At 39.8% G+C, this 21,176-nt stretch carries 28 protein-coding genes; 25 read left to right on the top strand and 3 right to left on the bottom strand.

Going from position 1 to position 21,176, the window contains the following annotated elements:
• The first annotated feature begins 7 nt into the window (after window positions 1–7).
• From HWV03_RS21905 to HWV03_RS21890, 4 genes are read left to right on the top strand one after another with little or no spacing between them, the layout of a single operon-like run.
• Window positions 8–193, top strand: a complete 186-nt coding sequence (locus tag HWV03_RS21905; RefSeq protein WP_211677913.1) for a hypothetical protein — start codon at window positions 8–10, stop codon at window positions 191–193.
• Window positions 180–593, top strand: a complete 414-nt coding sequence (locus tag HWV03_RS21900; RefSeq protein WP_211677912.1) for a hypothetical protein — start codon at window positions 180–182, stop codon at window positions 591–593. Before HWV03_RS21905 ends, HWV03_RS21900 begins: the two co-directional genes overlap by 14 nt.
• 23 nt (window positions 594–616) lie before the next feature.
• Window positions 617–1,099, top strand: a complete 483-nt coding sequence (locus tag HWV03_RS21895; protein ID WP_211677911.1) for a hypothetical protein — start codon at window positions 617–619, stop codon at window positions 1,097–1,099.
• The gene (locus HWV03_RS21890) at window positions 1,099–1,758 is read left to right on the top strand and encodes an ATP-binding protein (protein ID WP_255546975.1); all 660 of its coding nucleotides are present in this window, start codon (window positions 1,099–1,101) and stop codon (window positions 1,756–1,758) included. The genes HWV03_RS21895 and HWV03_RS21890 overlap by 1 nt, the downstream gene beginning before the upstream one ends.
• A gap of 34 nt (window positions 1,759–1,792) precedes the next feature.
• On the opposite strand, the gene HWV03_RS22675 is transcribed toward HWV03_RS21890, so the two are convergent.
• On the bottom strand, window positions 1,793–1,921 hold the full coding sequence (locus HWV03_RS22675; RefSeq protein ID WP_255546974.1) for a hypothetical protein: 129 nt from the start codon (window positions 1,919–1,921) through the stop codon (window positions 1,793–1,795).
• 901 nt (window positions 1,922–2,822) lie between these two features.
• On the opposite strand from HWV03_RS22675, the gene HWV03_RS21885 reads away from it, so the two are divergent.
• The 13 genes from HWV03_RS21885 to HWV03_RS21825 all read left to right on the top strand — a co-directional run bounded on the left by HWV03_RS21885 (window position 2,823) and on the right by HWV03_RS21825 (window position 8,391).
• Entirely contained in the window at window positions 2,823–3,629 is an 807-nt protein-coding gene (locus HWV03_RS21885; RefSeq protein WP_211677910.1) for a major capsid protein P2, read from the top strand.
• A gap of 8 nt (window positions 3,630–3,637) precedes the next feature.
• On the top strand, window positions 3,638–3,916 hold the full coding sequence (locus tag HWV03_RS21880; RefSeq protein WP_211677909.1) for a hypothetical protein: 279 nt from the start codon (window positions 3,638–3,640) through the stop codon (window positions 3,914–3,916).
• A gap of 10 nt (window positions 3,917–3,926) precedes the next feature.
• Window positions 3,927–4,079, top strand: coding sequence for a hypothetical protein (locus HWV03_RS21875; protein WP_211677908.1), 153 nt, complete (start codon window positions 3,927–3,929; stop codon window positions 4,077–4,079).
• A complete protein-coding gene (locus HWV03_RS21870; protein WP_211677907.1) occupies window positions 4,076–4,300 on the top strand; it encodes a hypothetical protein in 225 nt (74 codons plus the stop codon). Before HWV03_RS21875 ends, HWV03_RS21870 begins: the two co-directional genes overlap by 4 nt.
• On the top strand, window positions 4,297–4,704 hold the full coding sequence (locus HWV03_RS21865; RefSeq protein WP_211677906.1) for a hypothetical protein: 408 nt from the start codon (window positions 4,297–4,299) through the stop codon (window positions 4,702–4,704). The genes HWV03_RS21870 and HWV03_RS21865 overlap by 4 nt, the downstream gene beginning before the upstream one ends.
• Window positions 4,705–5,433, top strand: a complete 729-nt coding sequence (locus HWV03_RS21860; protein WP_211677905.1) for a hypothetical protein — start codon at window positions 4,705–4,707, stop codon at window positions 5,431–5,433. It begins immediately after the preceding gene.
• On the top strand, window positions 5,430–6,035 hold the full coding sequence (locus tag HWV03_RS21855; RefSeq protein WP_211677904.1) for a hypothetical protein: 606 nt from the start codon (window positions 5,430–5,432) through the stop codon (window positions 6,033–6,035). The genes HWV03_RS21860 and HWV03_RS21855 overlap by 4 nt, the downstream gene beginning before the upstream one ends.
• Window positions 6,032–6,307 (top strand): hypothetical protein, encoded by a 276-nt coding sequence (locus HWV03_RS21850; protein WP_211677903.1) that lies wholly within the window; start codon window positions 6,032–6,034, stop codon window positions 6,305–6,307. The genes HWV03_RS21855 and HWV03_RS21850 overlap by 4 nt, the downstream gene beginning before the upstream one ends.
• Window positions 6,300–7,058 (top strand): hypothetical protein, encoded by a 759-nt coding sequence (locus HWV03_RS21845; RefSeq protein WP_211677902.1) that lies wholly within the window; start codon window positions 6,300–6,302, stop codon window positions 7,056–7,058. Before HWV03_RS21850 ends, HWV03_RS21845 begins: the two co-directional genes overlap by 8 nt.
• A gap of 2 nt (window positions 7,059–7,060) precedes the next feature.
• Window positions 7,061–7,276 carry a phage tail assembly chaperone gene (locus HWV03_RS21840; protein WP_211677901.1) on the top strand — a complete coding sequence of 72 codons (216 nt, stop codon included), beginning with the start codon at window positions 7,061–7,063 and terminating at the stop codon, window positions 7,274–7,276.
• Entirely contained in the window at window positions 7,237–7,704 is a 468-nt protein-coding gene (locus HWV03_RS21835) for a structural protein P5 (protein WP_211677900.1), read from the top strand. The genes HWV03_RS21840 and HWV03_RS21835 overlap by 40 nt, the downstream gene beginning before the upstream one ends.
• A gap of 94 nt (window positions 7,705–7,798) precedes the next feature.
• The gene (locus tag HWV03_RS21830; RefSeq protein WP_211677899.1) at window positions 7,799–8,209 is read left to right on the top strand and encodes a hypothetical protein; all 411 of its coding nucleotides are present in this window, start codon (window positions 7,799–7,801) and stop codon (window positions 8,207–8,209) included.
• Complete coding sequence (locus HWV03_RS21825) at window positions 8,209–8,391, top strand: hypothetical protein (RefSeq protein WP_211677898.1); 183 nt, start codon at window positions 8,209–8,211, stop codon at window positions 8,389–8,391. Before HWV03_RS21830 ends, HWV03_RS21825 begins: the two co-directional genes overlap by 1 nt.
• Before the next feature lie 55 nt (window positions 8,392–8,446).
• Here the strand turns inward: HWV03_RS21825 and HWV03_RS21820 are convergent, their stop codons facing one another.
• Entirely contained in the window at window positions 8,447–9,190 is a 744-nt protein-coding gene (locus tag HWV03_RS21820; protein WP_211677897.1) for a hypothetical protein, read from the bottom strand.
• Window positions 9,191–9,416: 226 nt separating this feature from the next.
• Between HWV03_RS21820 and HWV03_RS21815 the strand changes: the two genes are divergently transcribed.
• The 3 genes from HWV03_RS21815 to polA all read left to right on the top strand — a co-directional run bounded on the left by HWV03_RS21815 (window position 9,417) and on the right by polA (window position 15,611).
• Window positions 9,417–10,094 (top strand): 7-cyano-7-deazaguanine/7-aminomethyl-7-deazaguanine transporter, encoded by a 678-nt coding sequence (locus tag HWV03_RS21815; protein WP_211673466.1) that lies wholly within the window; start codon window positions 9,417–9,419, stop codon window positions 10,092–10,094.
• Window positions 10,095–10,257: 163 nt separating this feature from the next.
• Window positions 10,258–11,406 carry a 1-acyl-sn-glycerol-3-phosphate acyltransferase gene (locus tag HWV03_RS21810; RefSeq protein ID WP_211677896.1) on the top strand — a complete coding sequence of 383 codons (1,149 nt, stop codon included), beginning with the start codon at window positions 10,258–10,260 and terminating at the stop codon, window positions 11,404–11,406.
• A gap of 1,409 nt (window positions 11,407–12,815) precedes the next feature.
• Window positions 12,816–15,611: a DNA polymerase I gene (gene polA, locus HWV03_RS21805; RefSeq protein WP_211680373.1), complete on the top strand. Its 2,796-nt coding sequence runs from the start codon at window positions 12,816–12,818 to the stop codon at window positions 15,609–15,611.
• A 292-nt stretch (window positions 15,612–15,903) separates the two neighbouring features.
• Here the strand turns inward: polA and yihA are convergent, their stop codons facing one another.
• Window positions 15,904–16,584 carry a ribosome biogenesis GTP-binding protein YihA/YsxC gene (gene yihA, locus HWV03_RS21800; RefSeq protein ID WP_211677895.1) on the bottom strand — a complete coding sequence of 227 codons (681 nt, stop codon included), beginning with the start codon at window positions 16,582–16,584 and terminating at the stop codon, window positions 15,904–15,906.
• A gap of 139 nt (window positions 16,585–16,723) precedes the next feature.
• Between yihA and HWV03_RS21795 the strand changes: the two genes are divergently transcribed.
• The 5 genes from HWV03_RS21795 to HWV03_RS21775 all read left to right on the top strand — a co-directional run bounded on the left by HWV03_RS21795 (window position 16,724) and on the right by HWV03_RS21775 (window position 21,064).
• Window positions 16,724–17,347, top strand: coding sequence for a c-type cytochrome (locus HWV03_RS21795; RefSeq protein WP_211673462.1), 624 nt, complete (start codon window positions 16,724–16,726; stop codon window positions 17,345–17,347).
• Window positions 17,348–17,617: 270 nt separating this feature from the next.
• On the top strand, window positions 17,618–18,274 hold the full coding sequence (gene yihI / locus HWV03_RS21790) for a Der GTPase-activating protein YihI (protein ID WP_211677894.1): 657 nt from the start codon (window positions 17,618–17,620) through the stop codon (window positions 18,272–18,274).
• A 2-nt stretch (window positions 18,275–18,276) separates the two neighbouring features.
• Window positions 18,277–18,738 carry a DUF2489 domain-containing protein gene (locus HWV03_RS21785; RefSeq protein WP_211677893.1) on the top strand — a complete coding sequence of 154 codons (462 nt, stop codon included), beginning with the start codon at window positions 18,277–18,279 and terminating at the stop codon, window positions 18,736–18,738.
• Between the two features lie 95 nt (window positions 18,739–18,833).
• Entirely contained in the window at window positions 18,834–20,207 is a 1,374-nt protein-coding gene (gene hemN / locus HWV03_RS21780) for an oxygen-independent coproporphyrinogen III oxidase (RefSeq protein WP_211677892.1), read from the top strand.
• A 251-nt stretch (window positions 20,208–20,458) separates the two neighbouring features.
• Window positions 20,459–21,064, top strand: coding sequence for a 5' nucleotidase, NT5C type (locus HWV03_RS21775; protein WP_255546973.1), 606 nt, complete (start codon window positions 20,459–20,461; stop codon window positions 21,062–21,064).
• Window positions 21,065–21,176 lie beyond the last annotated feature (112 nt).

Below are 21,176 nucleotides of genomic sequence, written 5' to 3'. Positions count from 1 at the left end.
GGAATGTATGAACAATAACGAACTACAGCAAGCGGCAAAGACGACAACAACAGAATTAGTTAGCGCTGCACAAGCATTTACAAATTCACTAATGGGGAAAGGTTTTAAGCCATTAGTAAGTGCATTAATCCGGTATATCAAAATTACCAATGCACGGCTAACCAAATTGGAAGGAGGTAATGATGGAAGCTAGCGCAGATATTTTAGGGTATATCGAATGCAAAACCTGTAATGACACCAAGGCTATTAAACAAGGTAAAGGCAAACGTAGTCGGTTTGTTCATGGCCGTTGTAAATGTGGACCGGATACCCGAACGGGTGTGGCCGCGCAAAATGAATTAAGCGCATTTAAACCATTAGATATTGTGAAAGCGCTCATTGCTGAAAAGCAGTTGCCGCCAGCTAACCCCAATAATGAACAATCTAAGCCCAATACAAATGGAATAAATGAACAATCGCAAACGGAATCTGAACCAAATACCGATGAACAATATAAACCTAATAATGAACCTGAAAACGAAGCATTGAACATTTCGAAGTGCGTGGGTTTAGGCAGTGTTATTGGCTTGGTATTCGGTTTAATTATTAGATAGCTATCAGAAACAAAGGTAATCAAATGGAAAATTTAAATAATATAGAAACGGAATCGCTACCAGTTGACGAAGAAATCAGTGTTCACAGCGAGATTGACGAAAAAGAGTTACTTAATTCATTGGATGAAGATTTTAACCCTGATGCAGTTATTGAAAAGAAATCACAGAAAGAGCAACTTTTAGAACAAGGTGCGGTGACGGCCACTGCCGTTCTTGGCGTTGGCGAACAAATGTTGAAGCAATTCGGCCACAAGGAATTTTCTTTTGATGAAGCCCAGGTTGAAAACGTAGCAAATGCAGCCGCGCCACTTTTTGTAAAATACGGTGGAGAATTACCACCCTGGTTAACTCAATACAAAGAAGAAATTGCATTTACCTTTGCAGCTGGCGCATTAAGTTTTAGTTCTTATTCACAAATTAAAGCGTTAAAGAAAATTGATAAGGAAAAAGAAATAAAAGAGATCAATCCCGAAGAGGAAGAAAAACCCGTAGAGCAGGTGGCCTAATGCAACCGATTAATCCCAATAATGCACTTAAAAATGGTCATGTATTCGCGGTTGGTATGAGTGGCAGCGGTAAAACATCGGCGGCTAAAAAATTATTTATAAAACCAGCTGATCAAGTGGCGATATTCGACCCTGTTGGTGATTATGAAGGTAAGTTAGCGGGGCGCATTGTACGTCGCTATAGTAACTTACTCGACTTTGCCGCGGCATTGATAGCAGGGCGCAAAACCAACCAAGGTTTTAAAATATCGTTTCAACCTAGTTTTGAAACGACCCCTGTTGATTTTGACAACTTCTGTCGAATTGCTTGGGGGGTGGGGAATGGTAAGCACAAAAAACCATTAAAAGTAATTTGTGAAGAGGTGGCAGAGCATAGCCTTAGCGCAGGTAAAGCAACGGGCTACCACGGTAAATTATTACGTTTAGGCCGTAAATTTAATATTCATACCATCAATCTATTTCAACGTGGGCAAGAAGTATCAAAAACTATTATTGATAACTGCCAGCGAGCTTGTGTGATGATGCAGAAAACCAAAGCCAGCGCCGTATATTTAGAACGCATGACAGGCATTGCTGCAGAAGCTATCGAGCCATTGGCACCGCTTGAATATCTATTGCAGGATGGTAAGGAATATGAAAAAGGAAAAATACGTTGGTAAAAAAATCCCGCAATGGATGCGGGATTTTGATTATTTAACTTAGCATGTACGCCTGCAGTGCAGGGCTTAGCATCAATAGCAAAATGATAAATGCAAATACAGATGCATAACGAATTTTGCTTTCTGAGCTATTATGTAGAAATGCGAGTAGCATTTTTATCATAAACATCTCCTATAGGTTGTAGGGATGCCGGAAACGTATTAAACTTAATTTGATTGAACTAAGTATCGAGTTTCCGACTCGTTACGCCTCTTACCTTCACCTTTCTTGCAGGTCGGGTGTTTGGTAAGAAACCTCATTTTTATTTTTTAATCTTCATCTTCCTCCTCTTTTTCGTGAGTTAATACTTTACTATTAAATCAAATTTAAATAAATAATAATTTACGCCTAACATCTTGAAATTGGTATACAAAACAAGTGCTTACGTATGCATTAGGGTGTTCTCTTTCGTGTTATTTGTTGGAGTATAGTATTGATTGTATTGTATTTTCGCTTGACTATCGGTGATGTGCTTACTGTCTTTTTGTGAGTATATTAATGATTAAATTAATTTTTGGTCATGACTAAGATCTGAATATTATGCGATTGAATTTCGATGTTTTGTTTGTTATTTGACCACTTCTTTGCTGTAGCTTTAAGATATTAATGAATTTATTCATTGTTAATCCTTTTTCGGTGTGAAAAAAGCTAGACGCTAAAGCGGCTAGCTTTTTATTTTTTCAGTGTGGGGTATCTGATCATCTAAGCATGGTTATACGGGGATGAATCGGCGCTCGTTTCTGTTTTGCTTTATCTAGTGGTCCTGTTAATTCCCTAAGGGGCTGATAACGTGAGCCAAATCAAATCTAAACCCAATCCACTGAAAATAGTATTAGGCTAGAAACCAAATAATTATTGTTTACTTGAGCCGTCCAATGTTGGACGGCTTTTTTGTAGGTAAACATTAATGAAAAAATCACATCTTATTACGGCGGGTATCGCGTTTGCTGTCGCAGCTGCGGTTGTTTGGGCATCGAATAACGTTGATGCTGTTGAAGACACAATCGGATAGGGGTAAATATTTATGTCTACTCCAACTAAATTAAATTCGTTTACAGGTACGGGTTACGGCGAAAAAGCGGTATTAACACTGCCAATCGGCCCAACTTATGACGAGATTTTTCTCGAAACGAATCTAAGTGCAGCGCAACTACGCCGTATTACCATCACACTAAATGCAGATGAAATTATCGTGCTTGATGGTGAGCTAATCGACAAGCTTGAAGCCTATAAAGGTTTGGCTAAAACGGCGGGTTTCTTCACTATCCCATTAGCGGATATTTCTGCTAAAACTAAAAACGGTGTTAACTACACTGGATTAGTGACAGAAGCGGGTGACAATATCACCTTAGAAATTGAAATTGCTGATACCAGTAATGCTAATGCGCCAGCCATTAAACTGCAAGCATGGGCGACCGTTTCAGCGCGTCAACCTGCGCGAATAGTGGTACCCCAAATTAAAAAACACACCATGCAAGCCAGCTCAACAGAAAACGAGTTCTTGGATATGGTTTCAAGTCCACTATTGCTGGTTCGCCGCATGCACTTTTTAAGTGGTGAAATTCACGCAATTCAGATTTACCGCGACTTTGTGAAAGTTCACGACTCAAGCAAGTCACTAGAAACGATGCGCGCCAAGCGAAACCGCCGTTTCTGGCAACCTGATATTTATCACTTCGACCCGCTAATGCGTGGTTTTTATATTGATGAACTCTTTGCCACTGCGCATGGCAGTGAACTTAAATTCACCGTTAAGACGAATCAGCCTGTGGGCTCAATCCCTATTATCGTTGAATCGGTGCTGATTGTTCGTCCTGACCTTGTTCGATAGGAGCTGCCATGTCATTTTTTGACGATATATCGGAGTTTGGTTCGGGGCTACTTGATGATGTTGGTGAGGGTATGGGCAATTTAATTCAAAGCTCAACCCAAAAAACAACGAAAGAAGCCACAACCAACTCGGGAACAACACAGCAGCCCGTTACGCCAGTTAAAGACAATCACGGTAATGCGGTAACAGGTAACCCGCAACCTGCGGATAAAACCTTGTTGTATGTGGGTGGTGGTCTAGGTGTAGCCGTGGTGTTCATTGGCCTGATTCTCGCGTTTAAAAAATAAGGGGGTAAAGATGCCATTAATATTTTTACTGCCTGTATTAGCGGGAGGCCTCGGGTTCGGGGCTGGTTTTTGGAGCGGTTCGGGTGCAACCAAATTATTAAAATTAGGTGCGCTAGGTGGCGGTTGTTATATGACTTACAAAGTCATTAAGGGGGCTAAATGATTCCGGGCATGGGTGGATTAACAGGCGGTATTTCTGGCGGCGCTGGCGGTATGCCGATTAGTGCGGGTGGTGGTGCTTCGGGTGATTCAACCGCTACATCAACCAGTCATTTTGGCGGAATTAAACAGGGTGCAATTAATATGGGTGGCGGTGGCATTACGGCGCAGTTACCCATGATTGCGGTGGTTTGCGTGTTGTTATTTGTGATGGTGAAAAAATGAATATTACATTTATAAATCCAGTACGCGCAGATATTAACGCGCACTTAACCCTGCTAAAACCTGCCTTTGCTGGTCTTGAACTGGCTAAAGAAGAATATCAATTTTGTTGTGACGCAGTGCGTAATAAGCAAGCGGGGTTATATCAAATCAAAGGGCGCGGTGTTGACGCGCGTTTTGTTGGGATTGTTACCCAAGACAATGATTATTTAATTTTAGCATTAGCGGGGCGCGGCCTTGTGGCTGCGGCCAAGCCGATTATTGATGCGGTGAGTGGTCAAGGTTATCGCGCTATTAAATTTCACACGATTAAATCAGGCATGACGCGTATTTTACGGCGCTTTGGTTTCATCGTTAGCGAAGTAACCAGCGACACTGTGCTTACTTTAGATTTGGAGGGCTGCTAAATGGGGGGCGGCGGACGTACTGAAAGTACCAATCAAACAACGAATACCAATACCTCGGGTTCAAGTGCCATTAGTGGCGATAATCTTGGGACTGTATTGTCTGGTGTTAACAACTCTTCCGTTAACATTAATTCAACTGACCACGGCGCAGTAAAAAGCGCGGGTGAGATTGCCAAGGCTGCGTTACTTAGTAATCAGTTTGCGATGAAAGAGGCTAGTAATTTAGGCGCTAAAGCGATTGATGAAAACGGTAAAAGCTTAGGTAAAGCGCTGGATTTTGGTAAAGATGCGCTTAATTTTGGCGAAGATGCGCTAAAAGAAAGCAGTAAGACAATGCGGGAGGCGATGGCAGAAAATGGTGCTGTGAGTCGTGGCGCTATGGATAGCGTGAGCAAAAATGCTATTTACGCACTGAAAGAAAACAGTGATGTGAATAAGCGCGCCATGGATAACATGAGTAAAAATACGATCTATTCACTGAAAGAAAACAGTAATGTTAATAAGCGCGCCATGGATAACATGCAAAAGAATAGTGCTAATACAACTGCCGCTGTTAAGGCAATGGCTGCGCAATCGGGGGAGAACGCCCGTGCTGCATTGGCCATGGCAGAGAATACCGCAAGTCGTAGCCAAATAGGTGCGGCGGGTGAAATGAGTAAAGTAGCCATTGCGGTTGCTATCGCGCTTAGTCTTGGTGTGGCCATTGTGGCGATTAAGGGGGCAAATTGAAAAAGCTAACCCTAAAGCCTGATGAAACAAAACGCTTTGCGGTCAGTTCGGCAAAGTGGCTGATTGTCCGTGAATCACAGGAATATTTATATATTCGCAGTGATAACGGTGAGCCTATTCGTGTTGATGCGGGTGACACCTTAGATATATCTAGCTTTAAAGAGCTGGAAATATCTAACCCACATACCGCAGTTATTAATGTCGTCATTCAATTGGCTAAACATCAACTTACCACCACGCCGCCAGCCAAAGTAAAGTTTGCTGACAGCATGGCGATTAGTGAAATTCGTTCAACTGTCACGGTCACACAAGCCGTGGCACAGCGTTTTATTAGTCGCGGCCATATAGAAATTCAACCGAACAGTAAGACCCGTTTGTTTAATGCCTCAGTCGTTCGACTTGAGGCCATTATTCAAAATATCAGTGATACCGAAACCGAAGCAATGCTAGGTGATAAAGACGTATCAGCTGTAGCGGGTTTACCTGTATTAGGGGACAGAAAAGCCCCAGCGGGAATGACTATCACGGGCGGTGGTGAATTGTGGGCATATAACAACAGTAATACAGTATTGAAAATTGCCTTGCTGGAGGTTCACCGATGAGCCACATGATACCGCGTAGAACGGTCATCACATTTGACCCGTTAACCGAACATTTAAAAAACCTACAACCCGATGAAGTAAACGCACTGCACATGATGCAGGGCGTTTATAGCAACCAGATAGCACTGACTACTGCGGTTATCTCATTGCAACATCAGGCGATTAATTCAGATGACGATTTACACGGATTAGCCGATTCAGTCGCAGCCAATACGCTGCCACGGTTAGCCCCAGTTTGTAACGAAATTAAGGAACATTTAAACAATGGATAATTTCCAAGCCATTGGGCAGTTGGTCATAAAAGCCCAGGACTTACTAGACAGCATCAAAGGCGGTGCAATTCGCGTAATGCAAACTCAGTTCGATGCGTTGAAAGTACAATTTACCGATAAGTTAGGCGCAGTTAATACTGAACTTGCATCGTTTGTCATTCAACAAAAAAACAGTGTTAATACCATTTTTAGCGACCCCGATTCGCGTTATCAAAAAGTCACATCGTTAAGCGTTAAAGTCGGTGGTGATGTGGATAAATTTTATCCTGTTGTTATCCGCTCTCCGTTATCGCGGATTTCAACACTCAGTATTGGTCGAGACGTTCACTTTGATGGTACGTGGAAAGGCTCAATGATGTCTACATTCAAATGCTCTGAACATGGGTGGGGTTCAAGACGGGGGATGATGATATTAGAGCGATTAAGAACACGTTTTCATAATACTACACCGGACTTAGATATAATTGGTGCAGATGGATTTTTAGCACATTATGGTTTATCTGGTTCGCACCCATCTGGTGTAGTGGTCTGGTTGCGAGGTGGTGGTTATACCTATCAATTCCACAGTGATGGTTACCCGCTAAAAACTGTTAATGAGCATATCAATGTGACGTCTACTACGGGGGCCGACATTAGCGTTTGTTTGGGTGGGTATTCTGCAACGGTGGCAGGCTCCACTGTTAGTTTAGACATTAAAACAGTACGTGATACTGCATTAGTACCATCAATTTCTGGATATGAGAGAGCTTAATTATGTGGGATTCAACTTACGGTGATTCGGTTAAAAGTGTGCGTTCAACTTTATGTAAAGAAGCGGATATTCTTGTTAATACAGCTCTTGATAAGGGTGTTGATGCCACTCCATTTCGTCAATATCGCCAAGCACTGCGCGATATTCCACAAACATTCAGTGACCCTGAGGCAGTAACATGGCCAGTAAAACCATCATTGCCGCAAGCTTCTGTTTAATTGGGGGGCTTAGCTATATGACCTATAAAGCAACTTTACCGCTTGGTGTAAAAAACAATAACCCGCTTAATATTGAATATAACAAGCGTAATGACTGGGACGGCCAGTTAAGTAATCGCGGTGAACGGTTCGCCCGTTTTAAAAATCCAGCTTACGGTTTCAGGGCTGCGGCCAAAGTGCTGCGCTCTTATTCAAGACAGGGATTTACTACGTTGGAGCAAATGATTAATCGCTTTGCACCAAGTCATGAAAACGACACGAATCTTTATGCAAAAAATGTCAGTGAGTGGACGAACATCGGCCAAAACCAAGTGGTTAACGTCCATGATAATGCGGAACTGGCGAAAGTCATTCACGCTATGTCACGTATGGAAGTGGGTAAATATTACGGCTTGAACATGGCACAAAAAGGGGTGGCGATGGCATGACCAAGGCGGATTATAAAAAAATAGTGATAACAATTGTCGGCGGCGTAGCTGCCGCCTATTCAATTAAATATCTTAAACAGTGGGGACTTTTATAATGTGGACGTTATTAACAGCATTAGTGACGGGTGGGTTTAGTGCGTTTAATGCTGTACGTAAAAATAAAGCGGATGAAATTAAACAAGACGGCGTATTAAAAGCCGCAGTTTCAGAAGCCAAAGCAAAACGGGCGGCGGCGGGTGACACGAACGCGGCCAAGCTGGATGAAATTAGTATGAACGGTCGCGGCTGGAAAGATGAATATTTATTATTAATCACCACCGCACCGTTAATACTTTGTTTTCTGCCTGACTATTCGAACTATGTTGGCCTTGGCTTTGAATCGTTAGAAACGGTACCAGAATATTATTGGTACGGTTTGGGGATGGTTTACATTGATACATTTGGTTTTAGACGGATGTTACGCACGGCCATGGAGCAATGGGTAAATAAACGGGCGGTGCTGTAATGGATTTTCCTGCAATATCATTATTAGCACAATTGGGTATTCACCCGCTGACAATTGGCGCAGCGTGGGTAGGTTGGCAATTAGTTAAGATTAACAAAGGTATTCAAAGCACTTTAACCGCGCATGATAAACGTATTGATAAAGTCGAATGGGAACAAGAGCGGATTGCGGATAAAAGCTAGAAATACAACAATCATATATAACGCACTCAATTTGAGTGCGCTTTTATGTTCAAGGTTATAGTTTCCACTCATGCTGATAATACTTTAAAACTGCATCATACGAATGTTGTAAATTAAGGTACAAGTCGCCATCTAATCCAATGGACATAAAGGTTACATCACTTCTGCCATCTATATAGGGGAAATCCTGTATAGTTGTACTAGTCAACTTGCGTCGAGTTATGATATTGACAGCATGAATATATGTCTTTAAAGCATTTTGGTAATTAATAAGTTCTTGGATAGGGTTTATATTAGACTTAAAAACATGATTCGACTTATGTAAGACTTGATTATTAAACTCTATAAGAAGACTATAATCCATACCTTCTTTAACCGCTTTCCTCACATCCTTAAGTTCACCATTCAGTTCTGCATTAGTAGAGCGCAGATACTCTTCATCTGGATTTTCAGTTAAGGTTAAACTCTTGTATTGAGAGAAAATATAAAATATTTGAGAGCCATAAAAATCAGAAAAGGTATAGCACTTCTCATGTATATTTTTTAAGGTTGTTACCAATTCTACATCTACTTTATAAGTGCTCGTAGAGGTTATTTGTTGTCTCCAATTGTTATAAGCTTGATATGCAATAACCGTTGTTGCCACAGTTGCTAATCCAGCAAGTAAAGAGCCTACAGCCCCTAAAATGTTTAACAAGTTGGAATTTAATCCTGTTATTAAAGAAAGTACAAATCCTGTAAACATAAGACCTAGTATGGAAAATATAAGAATCAATTTATCATTAAAAATCTGAAACATTTTAAACCTATACAAGAATATTTTGGCGTTCACATCTTAGCACGAAATAAGACACTTTTTAATTGTTGTATCAAAAGCTTAACGCACTCAACTTGAGTGTTTTTTTATGTCTGAAATATAATTCCATTGAATTGCGGGTCAGCTTTTGTATAATGCTCGTCCGCCTAAGTGCGGCACAATTTGCATGGGTTCCCTTACCCCATGAATTTAACTAAAAAGGTTTATTATGCGTGAATTAACTGCAATGCAGACGCGTCAAGCGTTGATCTGTCTCTCTTGTTTTCATATTTTGGTGATCTCGGCGAGCAACTATCTAGTCCAACTTCCTATCAATATTTTTGGCTTCCATACTACATGGGGGGCTTTTACGTTTCCGTTTATTTTTCTGGCGACGGATCTAACCATTCGTGTATTTGGTGCTGGTATGGCTAAGCGCATCATTGCGCAAGTTATGTTACCCGCGTTATTGATTTCATATGTTCTGTCTGTCGTATTTTTTGATGGTAGTTATCAAGGCGTTGCAGGACTAAGTGAGTTTAATAGTTTTGTGGGGCGTATTGCTCTCGCAAGTTTTTCGGCTTACTTATTCGGTCAGGCTCTTGATATTGTTGTTTTTAATCGTTTAAGACAATTGAAAACATGGTGGGTTGCGCCTGTAGTATCAACGGTATTTGGTAATTTAATCGATACGGTTATTTTCTTCTTTATCGCGTTTTATCAAAGTGTTGATCCATTTATGGCGGCTAATTGGGTTGAAATTGCCACGGTAGATTATGGATTTAAATTACTCATTAGTTTAGTCATATTCTTACCTCTTTATGGTATTTTATTAACTAAGTTAGCGGGTGTTATTACATTTGAAACGAATGCGAACAATAACCTCTCCTCTGTAAAATTAAATTAATGTAACTTAATTTTGTAAGGGGGCGAAAGGCGCTAAACTTATTCACTTATATGTGAAAGTTTAGCGCCTTTTTTGTTTTATTACAGTAAATGTATCGGTAGTTAAGGTATAATCGCCCGTTCTAGATTTTATGCTTTTAATTTACACGCAATTGAGGTGCCGAATGGCAACAGACGTGGGTTTATACGATGATATTCGTCCTTTTAATGATAACGAAATAGCAAGTGTTGTTGAACGCTTAGTTAACGATAACGAATTTATTACTGCGATCGCGCACTTTCAGTTTCCGCGCTTGATTAAACATTTTAGTTGGGTGGTATTCCCAATGATCCGTATGGCGTTACGCCGTAAATGTCGAAAAATCACGAGTGTGAGTGAAATTCAGCACGAAGTGATCGCTTATATGGAAAAAATGATAGCGACCACAACGACTCAAATTACCTTTGACGGTATAGAGAAGTTGGATAAAAATAAAAATTATTTATTTATTTCGAATCACCGCGATATCGCGATGGACCCAGCATTTGTGAACTGGGGATTACATCAATATGGTCATGATACAGTGCGTATTGCTATTGGTGATAATTTATTGAAAAAGCCATTTGTATCCGATTTGATGCGTTTGAATAAAAGTTTTATTGTGAAACGTTCAGCGAAAGGTGTACGTGAGATGATCGCGGCATTTAAATCATTATCTGGTTATATTGCCCATTCAATCCAAACTGAACAACAGTCGATTTGGATTGCGCAAAAAGAAGGCCGTGCTAAAGATGGTAATGATCAGACTGACCCTGCAATTTTAAAAATGATGTATATGCATGGCAAAAGTCAGAACATTAGCTTTCCTGAATACATGAAATCATTAAATATCGTGCCGGTGACTATCTCTTATGAATATGATCCAAACGATGCAGCTAAGGCGAATGAACTTTCAGAATTAGCGACAGCGGGTGAGTACAATAAAACTGAATTTGAAGATATTGATAGTATTGTTCAAGGTATTGTTGGCTTTAAAGGTCATGTGAATGTGACTTTTGGTGATGTCATTGCTGATGATCTTACCGATGCGATTGAATTGGCCGAGCGTATTGATCAGACCATCGATAATAATTATTACTTGCATGGGACTAATTTATTAGCGGCAGAGCAACTACATACCAGTACTGAGTATAAGCAGGCTGCAAGTAAAGTCACTGCTGAGCAACGCGCTAAATTTACAGCTCATTTACAAGCGATACCGAGTAAGCTACATACTGTAGTGTTATCTGGGTATGCAAAATCAGTAGAGAAGCAGTTAGCGATCGCAGATTAATATTGAAAGTTAAATTGTATTTTAAGCCCAGCCTCGCTGGGCTTTTTATTTGAATTTTTATTATTTATATAAAACCCTTGCAAACGCAAATGAGAATCGTTACTATTAACTTGTTCTTCAGGAAATTAGTATTTGTTTCGGTAGGACAAGACATTGCTCACATTGCTTCCGGGTTAATTTTAATCCATTACTCCTTGCAGGGTAAACCGAATTTTTTCGGGCCGGTAGATCAGACTTCTTATCCCTCGATTATCGAGAAGTCTGATTGATACCGGCTTTTTTATTTCTGCAGATTTTATCATTCCAATTATTCTATATTACCGAACCATGTCCATATTGTTCTCGATTCTCTGCACCGTTTACGCTGTCAGGTATTCTGTCTTTGTTACATTATTATTTTTGTTATTAATGACATTATTTTGGTTTTATATAAATAAACCCTTGCAAACGCAAATGAGAATCGTTACTATTAACTTGTTCTTCAGGAAATCAGTATTTGTTTCGGTAGGACAAGACATTGCTCACATTGCTTCCGGGTTAATTTTAATCCATTACTCCTTGCAGGGTAAACCGAATTTTTTCGGGCCGGTAGATCAGACTTCTTATCCCTCGATTATCGAGAAGTCTGATTGATACCGGCTTTTTATTTTCTGCAGATTTTATCATTTCAACTATTCTATATTATCGAACCACGTCCAAATTGTTCTCGATTGCATGCTGGGTTTACGGTGTCAGGTATTCTGTATTCGTTTATTTTTTTGCTATTAATGACACTATGTTGGTTTTATATAAATAAATCCTTGCAAACGCAAATGAGAATCGTTACTATTGAGTTGTTCTTCAGGAAGTCATTATTTGTTTCAGTAGGACAAGACATTGCTCACATTGCTTCCGGGTTAATTTTAATCCATTACTCCTTGCAGGGTAAACCGAATTTTTTTTCGGGCCGGTAGATCAAACTTCTTATCCCTCGATTATCGAGAAGTTTGATTGATACCGGCTTTTTATTTTCTGCAACAAAATCGTTTTTTTATTAACACAAATCAAACATTTTATTTATTCAATGATGTATTATTTTTAATCATCATGCCTTCTTTTTGCACATAATATTCTTCAGTTTAAGATTCTTTTCCACATAACCTAAAAGCGTTAGATAACTTTAGATCTTACAGTTTAAATATTTAAGTTATTGTTATTTAATTGTTTTAGTTGTTGCCGTTAACGATCCATATTTTTTACTGAGTTTTTTGATCGTCATTGTCAACAGAGTTATCCACAGTTAGATCAAGATCTATGATCGAGTGGTTAAGATCTGATCGCAAGATATATTTTTATCATCAACATAGCGAGAATTCACGGCTTGTGGCATGCTTAGCTTATTCATCATTTATTTCACTGAGTTTTATTTTATGTCTACGATCCCCAGCAATCCCCTCGTGCTTGTCGATGGCTCTTCGTATTTGTTCCGTGCTTACCATTCACCTCCGCATTTGACTAATGCTGAAGGTATGGCGACGGGTGCTGTGTATGGTGTCGTTAACATGTTAAAGAGCTTATTAACACAATTTAGTCCCAGTCATATCGCGGTTGTTTTCGATGCCAAAGGTCCTACATTCCGAAATGAGATGTACCCGGATTATAAAGCGCATCGTCCACCAATGCCGGATGATCTACGTTGTCAGATCGAACCTGTGCATAACGCTGTTAAAGCACTTGGTTTACCCTTGATCTGTATTTCGGGTGTTGAAGCCGATGACGTGATCGGTACGATCGCCAAGCAAGCTAGTGCTGAAGGTCGTGCTGTATTGATCAGTACTGGTGATAAAGATATGGCACAGTTGGTTGATAATAATGTCACGCTGATCAACACCATGACGGATACGGTATTGGATCCACAGGGTGTTAAAGATAAATTTGGTGTACCACCAGAGTTGATCATCGATCTGCTCGGGCTTATGGGTGATACTGCCGATAATATTCCGGGTGTGCCTGGTGTTGGGGAGAAAACAGCGTTAGGTCTACTGCAGGGATTGGGCAGCATTAAAGATATCTACAATAACTTAGACGCTATTGCTCCTTTAGGTTTCCGTGGTTCGAAAACTCTCGCTAAAAAGATGATCGAGCATAAAGATAATGCTGAAATTTCTTATGCATTAGCGACGATAAAATTGGATGTTGAAACCGGTGTAAGCCTTGATGATCTGGCTATCGCAGAAACAGATACCGATGCATTGGCTGAGTTATACCAGCAGATGGGCTTTAAACGTTGGTTAGCGGCGTTAGTAGGTGGTGCTGATGCAACTAAACATGTGTATGCGGGTAAAGCAACAAAATCGAGTTCAGCGGCAAGTGAGTCTGACAGTGGTGACCTTGTAGCCCCTTGTACAATTGATCGCAGCAATTATGAAACTATTTTAACGCAAGCAGATTTTGAGCGCTGGTTAGAGAAGTTACAAAAAGCCGATCTGTTTGCGTTCGATACTGAAACCACGAGTCTTAATTATATGCAAGCTGAGTTAGTGGGACTGTCATTTGCAGTTGCAGAAGGCGAAGCCGCTTATTTGCCAGTTGCCCATGACTATTTAGATGCGCCGGAGCAGTTAGATCGTGATCATGTATTAGCGTCATTAAAAGTACTACTCGAAGACAGTAATGCAAAAAAAGTTGGTCAAAATTTAAAATACGACAAATCAGTGTTAGCAAACTACGGCATTAACCTCGCAGGTATTGCTTATGACACCATGATTGAATCGTACGTTTATAACAGTATCGCGACGCGTCATGATATGGACAGCTTAGCGAATAAATACTTAGACCATAAAACCATTAGCTTTGAAGAGATCGCCGGTAAAGGTAAAAAACAATTAACCTTTAACCAGATTGAATTAGAGCAAGCATCACCATATGCAGCTGAAGATGCTGATGTTACGCTACGTTTACATAATGTACTGTGGGCGAAACTTGAAGCGGAGCCATCGCTAGTTACTTTATTTAACGAGGTTGAATTACCACTCGTTAGCATTTTGTCTGGTGTTGAGCGCCAAGGTGTATTGATTGAGAAATCAAAACTCGATGCGCAAAGTGTTGAACTTGGCACTCGCATGTTGGAGCTAGAAGCTAAAGCCCACGAAATTGCTGAGCAACCATTTAACCTGAGTTCGCCAAAACAGTTGCAAGAAATTCTATTTGTAAAAATGGAACTACCAGTCATTAAGAAAACGCCAAAAGGCGCACCGTCGACAGCTGAAGAAGTGTTACAAGAACTGGCACTTAATTATCAATTACCAAAATTGATTTTAGAATACCGTAGTTTAAGTAAGTTAAAATCAACGTATACGGATAAGTTACCAACCTTGATTGAAGAAAAAACTGGGCGTGTGCATACGTCTTATCATCAAGCTGTTACCGCCACAGGTCGTTTGTCTTCGAGCGATCCAAATCTACAGAATATTCCAGTACGTGCGGGTGAAGGTCGACGTATCCGTCAGGCATTTATTCCAGAAGCGGGCTATAAATATGTGGCAGTGGATTATAGCCAAATTGAATTACGTATTATGGCGCATTTATCACAAGATAAAGGGCTGCTAACAGCGTTCTCGGAAGGTAAAGATATTCACCGCGCGACAGCTTCAGAAGTATTTTCTGTTGAACTTGACGACGTTACGAGTGATCAACGTCGTAGTGCTAAAGCGATTAACTTCGGGCTTATTTATGGGATGAGTGCATTCGGTTTAGGCCGTCAGTTAAATATTCCACAAAAAGAAGCCAAGCAATACATGGCGCGCTATTTTGAACGTTACCCTGGTGTATTAACGTATATGGATGAAACGCGTAAAGTGGCTAAAGATAAGGGCTATGTTGAAACCTTATCGGGGCGTCGTTTATATCTACCTGAAATTAATGCGCGTAATAAAATGCGTCAAATGGCGGCTGAACGTGCGGCGATTAACGCGCCAATGCAAGGGACAGCATCAGACATTATCAAGAAGGCTATGATTAATGTTGCAGGTTGGATTGAGACTGTAGAAGCTGACTCTATTCGTATGCTTATGCAAGTTCACGATGAATTGGTATTCGAGATAAAAGAAGAACATGTGGACGACTACGTTGTTAATATCAAAGCGTTGATGGCGGCGGCAATGTCATTGGATGTACCACTACTTGCGGAAGCTGGTGTGGGTGATAACTGGGATGAAGCGCACTAATCTTGTATTAAGCATTAATTTCATTATATTGTAATTAAAAATAAAACCAGTCTCAGGACTGGTTTTGTTGTTTTTATACATAAAATAACGATGAAAGTGCGCTTTGTCACAAAAAATGTAACTAAATAACGTATTTTACTTTCGGTTGAAACTCGTTTGGCGTATATTAGCGGGGTAGGGTATGGAGGTTCGAAATTATATTTCAAACCTTTTGTTTCAAATTGAATTTATTATTCATCGCCACGTCACTTTTCGACGAGGCGTTTTTTTTGCCTAAAATTTAGCGTTTGAATTAGTCTTCGTTAATGTACTCAGAATCGCTATCGTCAAATGCTTCGTCGTCTTCACTTGGCACACCCGTCGCAGGCTCAAGATCATACCACTCGCATAGTTTGTTTTTAAGTACATCAATGCCAGTATGCTTCAATGATGAGAATGGTGCTACTGTTACGTCACCACCAAATTCTTTTACCGCTTCTTTTACTTCTTTAACAGTTTTACTACGAACGCCTTGTTTTAACTTATCAGCTTTCGTTAATAGCGCCATCACTGGAATATCAGAATCAATCGCCCAAAGAATTAATTGTTTATCTAAATCTTTTAATGGGTGACGAATATCCATTAATACCACGATACCTTTTAATGAATCGCGTTTTTGTAGGTATTCACCTAAAGCTTTCTGCCATTTTTTCTTTACTTCAAAAGGTACTTTAGCAAAACCATAACCTGGTAAATCGATGAGACGTTTGCCTTCTTCGATTTCAAATACGTTAATAAGTTGTGTACGGCCAGGGGTTTTACTGGTTCTCGCTAAGCTTTTTTGGCGTGTCAATGTGTTCAATGCACTTGATTTACCAGCATTAGATCGCCCAGCGAAAGCAATTTCAATGCCCGAATCATCTGTTAGGTGACTAATGTCTGGCGCACTAATCCTAAATGCAGCGTTTTCGAAGTGTATCTTTTTGTTATCCAATCTAATATCTCTCATTGAAATTGTGTTAAATGATTACTTTTTTTTGAAAATGTGTAAAATAGTCAAATAGAATAATAATAAGTGTAACATGTCACGCCGTGACATGGGATCGGAAGCTGAAAATAACAAGTGGAATGCTATGAAAAGTCTTGTCTTATCTTTTGCAATGTTAATCGGATTAATGGGTACCGCTCAAGCTGCAGGGGATGCAGCAGCGGGTGAAGCTCTTTCCGGTACATGTGCTGCGTGTCATGGTGCTGATGGTAATAGTCCAGCAAGTATCTATCCTAAGTTAGCGGGGCAAAATGCGTCGTACATTGTTAAGCAGTTGAAAGATTTTCAACTGGCGATGAAAACCGGTGGTGAAAAGGGTCGTAATGATCCAACCATGATGGGTATGTCTGCAATGTTAACTGAACAAAACATCCAGGATCTTGCGGCGTTTTTTGCGTCTAAAACCATGAAGCCTGAAGAAACACCTGAAGACGTTATCGCTGCTGGTCAGCAATTATATCGTGGTGGTGATATCGAACGTGGTATTGCTGGCTGTGCTGCATGTCATGGCCCACGTGGTAATGGTAGCGAAACAGCTAAATTCCCGAAAATATCAGGTCAACACGCTGATTATATTAAAGCGCAATTAGAGAAATTCAGTAGCCAAGAACGTGCAAATGACCAAAATGGTATGATGCATGACATTGCTTATAAATTGAAACCAGCGGATATGGAAATTATTTCTAAATATCTAGGTGGTCTTCACTAATCATTTTTGTTTAGTGAGTTCATTTTTATATCGTAAAAAACTCAGCCTCGGCTGAGTTTTTTATTTTCATCAGATCGGAATTATCTTTTTTCTTCCTCGCTTTTTTGATAGTCTGCGCTCACTTAAAGAATTGCCTCATTATGCCCTTAATAAAGACGGGTCAATTGACTATCTTTAAATAAGGCGCAATACGATACCCGCTAATAAACAATATGGTCAACAAGATAATTGTGGACCTTGTTATTAGACAGATTAAAGACAGAGAATACTATGACTCGTAAAAGAAAAGAACGCTCAGGCGGCCCGCTAGCTATTGCTAAATCAGATCGCAAAAAGCGTGAAACAAATACCCAAGCGTTAGAAGCGCGTAAGCACAAACGTTTAAAAAAGCGTAAAGGGTTAACATCAGGTAATAAAACCACGGAAGCAGTAAAAGGTAAAAAAGGCACTGGTGGTTCACGTAAGTCGGGCGATCCAAGAGTAGGCAGTAAAGCACCTATTCAATTGCTAACGACACCGACACCAGTTGCACAACCTGCGATTATTAAAGTGAAACAACCTAAAGCTGAAGTTAAGCTTGTTGCACCTGTATTAACGTTTGAGCAAGAGCTAGACAAACTAGAAAATGATGCTCGCTTAAGTGGTCTATTACTACGTTTAGATAACAATGAAGTGCTAAACAGTGATGACCAAGCATATGTCGATGAAGGTGTTGATCGTCATGCATTCTTACTTGAAGAACTTGGTTACGCTGATGACGAAGAATTTGAAGAAGATTATGACGAAGATGAGTGGGATGAAGAGATGATGGCTGAACTTGATGCTAAATCACTACAAACTAATCATGAGAAATTATCGGAAGATGAGTTGTATGAACGCTTCTTAGCAACAGAAAAAAAATTAAAGAATAACGATAACGAGGACTAATAATGCAAGCAAGTTGGATGATTTTAATCGGCATCGGATGCCTGATCATTCTGGCATTATCAGTGTATGCGGGACGTTTACTGTATCGTGTAAAAGCGCAACAAGTGCAGCAGTCAAATCAACAAAACGACGCTATTGCTGCACGTAAAGTCCGTATTACTGAAAGTGTACAGATCATTGCTAAAGCAATGGGCAGTGAAGAATGTGACCTTTCTGAAGGCGCGATTCGTATTAGTAAATTATTGGCTGCTATACCAGCTGCAGAACCTGTGGATTGGGCTCAAGAATACCCTGATTTACATGCGTTTTATGACAAAATAAAACATATGCCAATCATGGATGCTCGCAGTGAATTACCAAAAAAAGCCCGTATGCAATTTGATTTAGATCGTTTTCGTTTTGAAGGTGAATATGCAGAACGTGTGCAAAAAGACGTAGCCCGCTTAACTACATTTGAATGTTAATAAATAACGGTGTTAATCGTTAATATTATGATGTAAGACAAACGGCATGATGTTTATTTCCGGCATACTGCCGTGATATGTCTTAGGGGATGAATATGCTAAATCAAAAATTGGTCTGGGATCAGGCTATGATCGAAAAATATAATTACAGTGGTCCAAGATATACATCTTATCCAACTGCGTTGGAATTTGATGAGTCTTTCGGTTATCAAGACTTCCGCTTTGCTTGTGATGAGACACCTGATAAGCCGTTGTCATTGTATGTGCATATTCCTTTCTGTCATAAGCTTTGTTATTACTGTGGTTGTAACAAGGTCATTACCCGCCATCAGCATAAAGCCGATCCGTACCTTGATGTGCTTGAAGCTGAGATCAAGCAACAAGCTGCATTTTTCAAAAACCGTAACGTATCGCAATTACATTGGGGCGGTGGCACTCCAACATTTTTAACTCAACCACAAATTCAACGTTTGATGGATGCGTTAAAAAACAGCTTTAATTTTGACGACGATGCTGAAATTTCAATTGAAGTTGACCCGCGTGAAATTGAACTAAGTACCATTGATTTATTAGCGAAAATAGGCTTTAATCGTTTGAGTCTGGGCGTGCAAGATTTCGATAAAAAAGTACAAGCGGCAATCAACCGTGATCAAGATGAAGACTTCATTTTTGCGCTTATCAAACGTGCCCATGAGTTAGGGTTCAAATCGACCAATATTGATTTAATTTATGGCTTACCACATCAAACCAAAGCAACTTTCCATAAAACCTTGGAGCGTGTGCTAGATTTAGATCCGGCTCGTTTAACGGTATTCAATTACGCGCATTTACCAAGTTTGTTTGCTGGTCAGCGTAAAATGAAAGAAGAAGATATGCCGTCGCCTGCTGATCGCTTAGCTATTTTAGAAGATGCGATCGCATTTTTGACCGATAACGGTTATCAATTTATTGGTATGGATCATTTTGCAAAGCCTGACGATGAATTAGCGATTGCCCAGCGCGAAGGTATACTACATCGTAACTTCCAAGGTTATACCACTCAAGGTGAAACGGATTTATTGGGGTTAGGTGTATCATCAATTAGCCAAATTGGTAATGCTTATTCACAGAATCAAAAAGAGCTGAAAACTTATTATCAACAGGTTGGTGAACTTGGTCATGCACAATGGCGTGGTGTGGGTCTGAATGATGATGATTCGATTCGTCGCGCGGTGATCAAACAGCTAATGTGTAATTTTGAACTGGATATGGATAAGATTGCGGATACTTTCAAACTAGACTTTGCCACTTATTTTGCTGAAGATATGGCATTATTACAAACCTTTATTAACGATGAACTGGTCATTATTAAAGGCAATATGTTGCAGGTTGCACCGAAAGGAAAATTATTGATCCGTAATATTTGCATGTGTTTTGATGTGTATTTACGTCAACGTGCACGTCAGCAACAGTTTTCTCGCGTGATTTAATTTCCGCAGAGGCTTAAATAATAGTGAGGCACCTTAGGGTGCCTTTTTAATGCCTGTTTGAATGTAATCATTATTGTTTTAAGGAAAATAGTACTCTAGATTCTCTGACTATTACGTTAGTATTGTTGACCGATTTCATAGAAGTTAAATATACATAACTTGGTATCTATGTAATATTGTTCTTCGATAACATTATCTTATTTTACAAAGTTATGAATGATAGACATAATCACAAAAATGGAAATACGCCTATGAAAGCGATAGTCATTGATATTGATGATACGGTATTAGATTTTGGTTCTCGGTTACGTGAGTTTGTTAATCACCAATATGATAAACAAGTGACTGGTAAACCCTTAGCATGGGATTTATGTGAGTGGTTAGGCGTCAAAGAAGGTCAGGATGTTAAAATATTAAAAGAGTTTGCATCTAGTTGGCAGTTTGGTGCATTAGATGCGCTGCCAGGTGCTTCGCGAATTCTAACTAAACTAATTCAAGAAGGTTATGATATTTTTTGTATTACCGCGTGTAGTCGTGACCCTAAGGTGGAAGCGCTGCGTCGAGCAAACATGTATCATTGCTTCGGTAATATTTTTCAAGATATATTTTTTGTTGAGTTTGGGGAGTCAAAAGCGACTTATTTAAACAAGATTCAACAGACGCATGAGATTCATGCTTTTGTAGATGATAAATATGATAATTTGCTGGATGCGAAAAATGCTGGGGTTAATAATTGCATTATGATAAAGCAACCGCATAATAAAGCGTTCAGAGAAAGAGTAACGAGTGCACACGACTGGTATGAAATTTCATATATTATACAAACGTGGCATGAAAAAACATGGTCGGTACAATAAGCTAAACTTAGCATTAGCGATGAAGATCTCAGTTATACAATGTATCTGAGTTTTTTCAATTTGTAGCTCTAATTAGTACTTATGACTTTCAGATGAAAGTGGTACTATCTAC

This window comes from Moritella sp. 36 (assembly GCF_018219415.1).
Taxonomy (GTDB): domain Bacteria; phylum Pseudomonadota; class Gammaproteobacteria; order Enterobacterales; family Moritellaceae; genus Moritella.
This window is presented reverse-complemented; position numbering and strand designations above follow the sequence as displayed.

Coding starts and splice junctions, on each gene's coding strand:
- HWV03_RS21905 (WP_211677913.1), top strand. CDS start 8: ATGAACAATAACGAACTACAGCAAGCGGCAAAGACGACAACAACAGAA.
- HWV03_RS21900 (WP_211677912.1), top strand. CDS start 180: ATGATGGAAGCTAGCGCAGATATTTTAGGGTATATCGAATGCAAAACC.
- HWV03_RS21895 (WP_211677911.1), top strand. CDS start 617: ATGGAAAATTTAAATAATATAGAAACGGAATCGCTACCAGTTGACGAA.
- HWV03_RS21890 (WP_255546975.1), top strand. CDS start 1,099: ATGCAACCGATTAATCCCAATAATGCACTTAAAAATGGTCATGTATTC.
- HWV03_RS22675 (WP_255546974.1), bottom strand. CDS start 1,921: ATGATAAAAATGCTACTCGCATTTCTACATAATAGCTCAGAAAGCAAA.
- HWV03_RS21885 (WP_211677910.1), top strand. CDS start 2,823: ATGTCTACTCCAACTAAATTAAATTCGTTTACAGGTACGGGTTACGGC.
- HWV03_RS21880 (WP_211677909.1), top strand. CDS start 3,638: ATGTCATTTTTTGACGATATATCGGAGTTTGGTTCGGGGCTACTTGAT.
- HWV03_RS21875 (WP_211677908.1), top strand. CDS start 3,927: ATGCCATTAATATTTTTACTGCCTGTATTAGCGGGAGGCCTCGGGTTC.
- HWV03_RS21870 (WP_211677907.1), top strand. CDS start 4,076: ATGATTCCGGGCATGGGTGGATTAACAGGCGGTATTTCTGGCGGCGCT.
- HWV03_RS21865 (WP_211677906.1), top strand. CDS start 4,297: ATGAATATTACATTTATAAATCCAGTACGCGCAGATATTAACGCGCAC.
- HWV03_RS21860 (WP_211677905.1), top strand. CDS start 4,705: ATGGGGGGCGGCGGACGTACTGAAAGTACCAATCAAACAACGAATACC.
- HWV03_RS21850 (WP_211677903.1), top strand. CDS start 6,032: ATGAGCCACATGATACCGCGTAGAACGGTCATCACATTTGACCCGTTA.
- HWV03_RS21845 (WP_211677902.1), top strand. CDS start 6,300: ATGGATAATTTCCAAGCCATTGGGCAGTTGGTCATAAAAGCCCAGGAC.
- HWV03_RS21840 (WP_211677901.1), top strand. CDS start 7,061: ATGTGGGATTCAACTTACGGTGATTCGGTTAAAAGTGTGCGTTCAACT.
- HWV03_RS21835 (WP_211677900.1), top strand. CDS start 7,237: ATGGCCAGTAAAACCATCATTGCCGCAAGCTTCTGTTTAATTGGGGGG.
- HWV03_RS21830 (WP_211677899.1), top strand. CDS start 7,799: ATGTGGACGTTATTAACAGCATTAGTGACGGGTGGGTTTAGTGCGTTT.
- HWV03_RS21825 (WP_211677898.1), top strand. CDS start 8,209: ATGGATTTTCCTGCAATATCATTATTAGCACAATTGGGTATTCACCCG.
- HWV03_RS21820 (WP_211677897.1), bottom strand. CDS start 9,190: ATGTTTCAGATTTTTAATGATAAATTGATTCTTATATTTTCCATACTA.
- HWV03_RS21815 (WP_211673466.1), top strand. CDS start 9,417: ATGCGTGAATTAACTGCAATGCAGACGCGTCAAGCGTTGATCTGTCTC.
- HWV03_RS21810 (WP_211677896.1), top strand. CDS start 10,258: ATGGCAACAGACGTGGGTTTATACGATGATATTCGTCCTTTTAATGAT.
- polA (WP_211680373.1), top strand. CDS start 12,816: ATGTCTACGATCCCCAGCAATCCCCTCGTGCTTGTCGATGGCTCTTCG.
- HWV03_RS21795 (WP_211673462.1), top strand. CDS start 16,724: ATGAAAAGTCTTGTCTTATCTTTTGCAATGTTAATCGGATTAATGGGT.
- yihI (WP_211677894.1), top strand. CDS start 17,618: ATGACTCGTAAAAGAAAAGAACGCTCAGGCGGCCCGCTAGCTATTGCT.
- HWV03_RS21785 (WP_211677893.1), top strand. CDS start 18,277: ATGCAAGCAAGTTGGATGATTTTAATCGGCATCGGATGCCTGATCATT.
- hemN (WP_211677892.1), top strand. CDS start 18,834: ATGCTAAATCAAAAATTGGTCTGGGATCAGGCTATGATCGAAAAATAT.
- HWV03_RS21775 (WP_255546973.1), top strand. CDS start 20,459: ATGAAAGCGATAGTCATTGATATTGATGATACGGTATTAGATTTTGGT.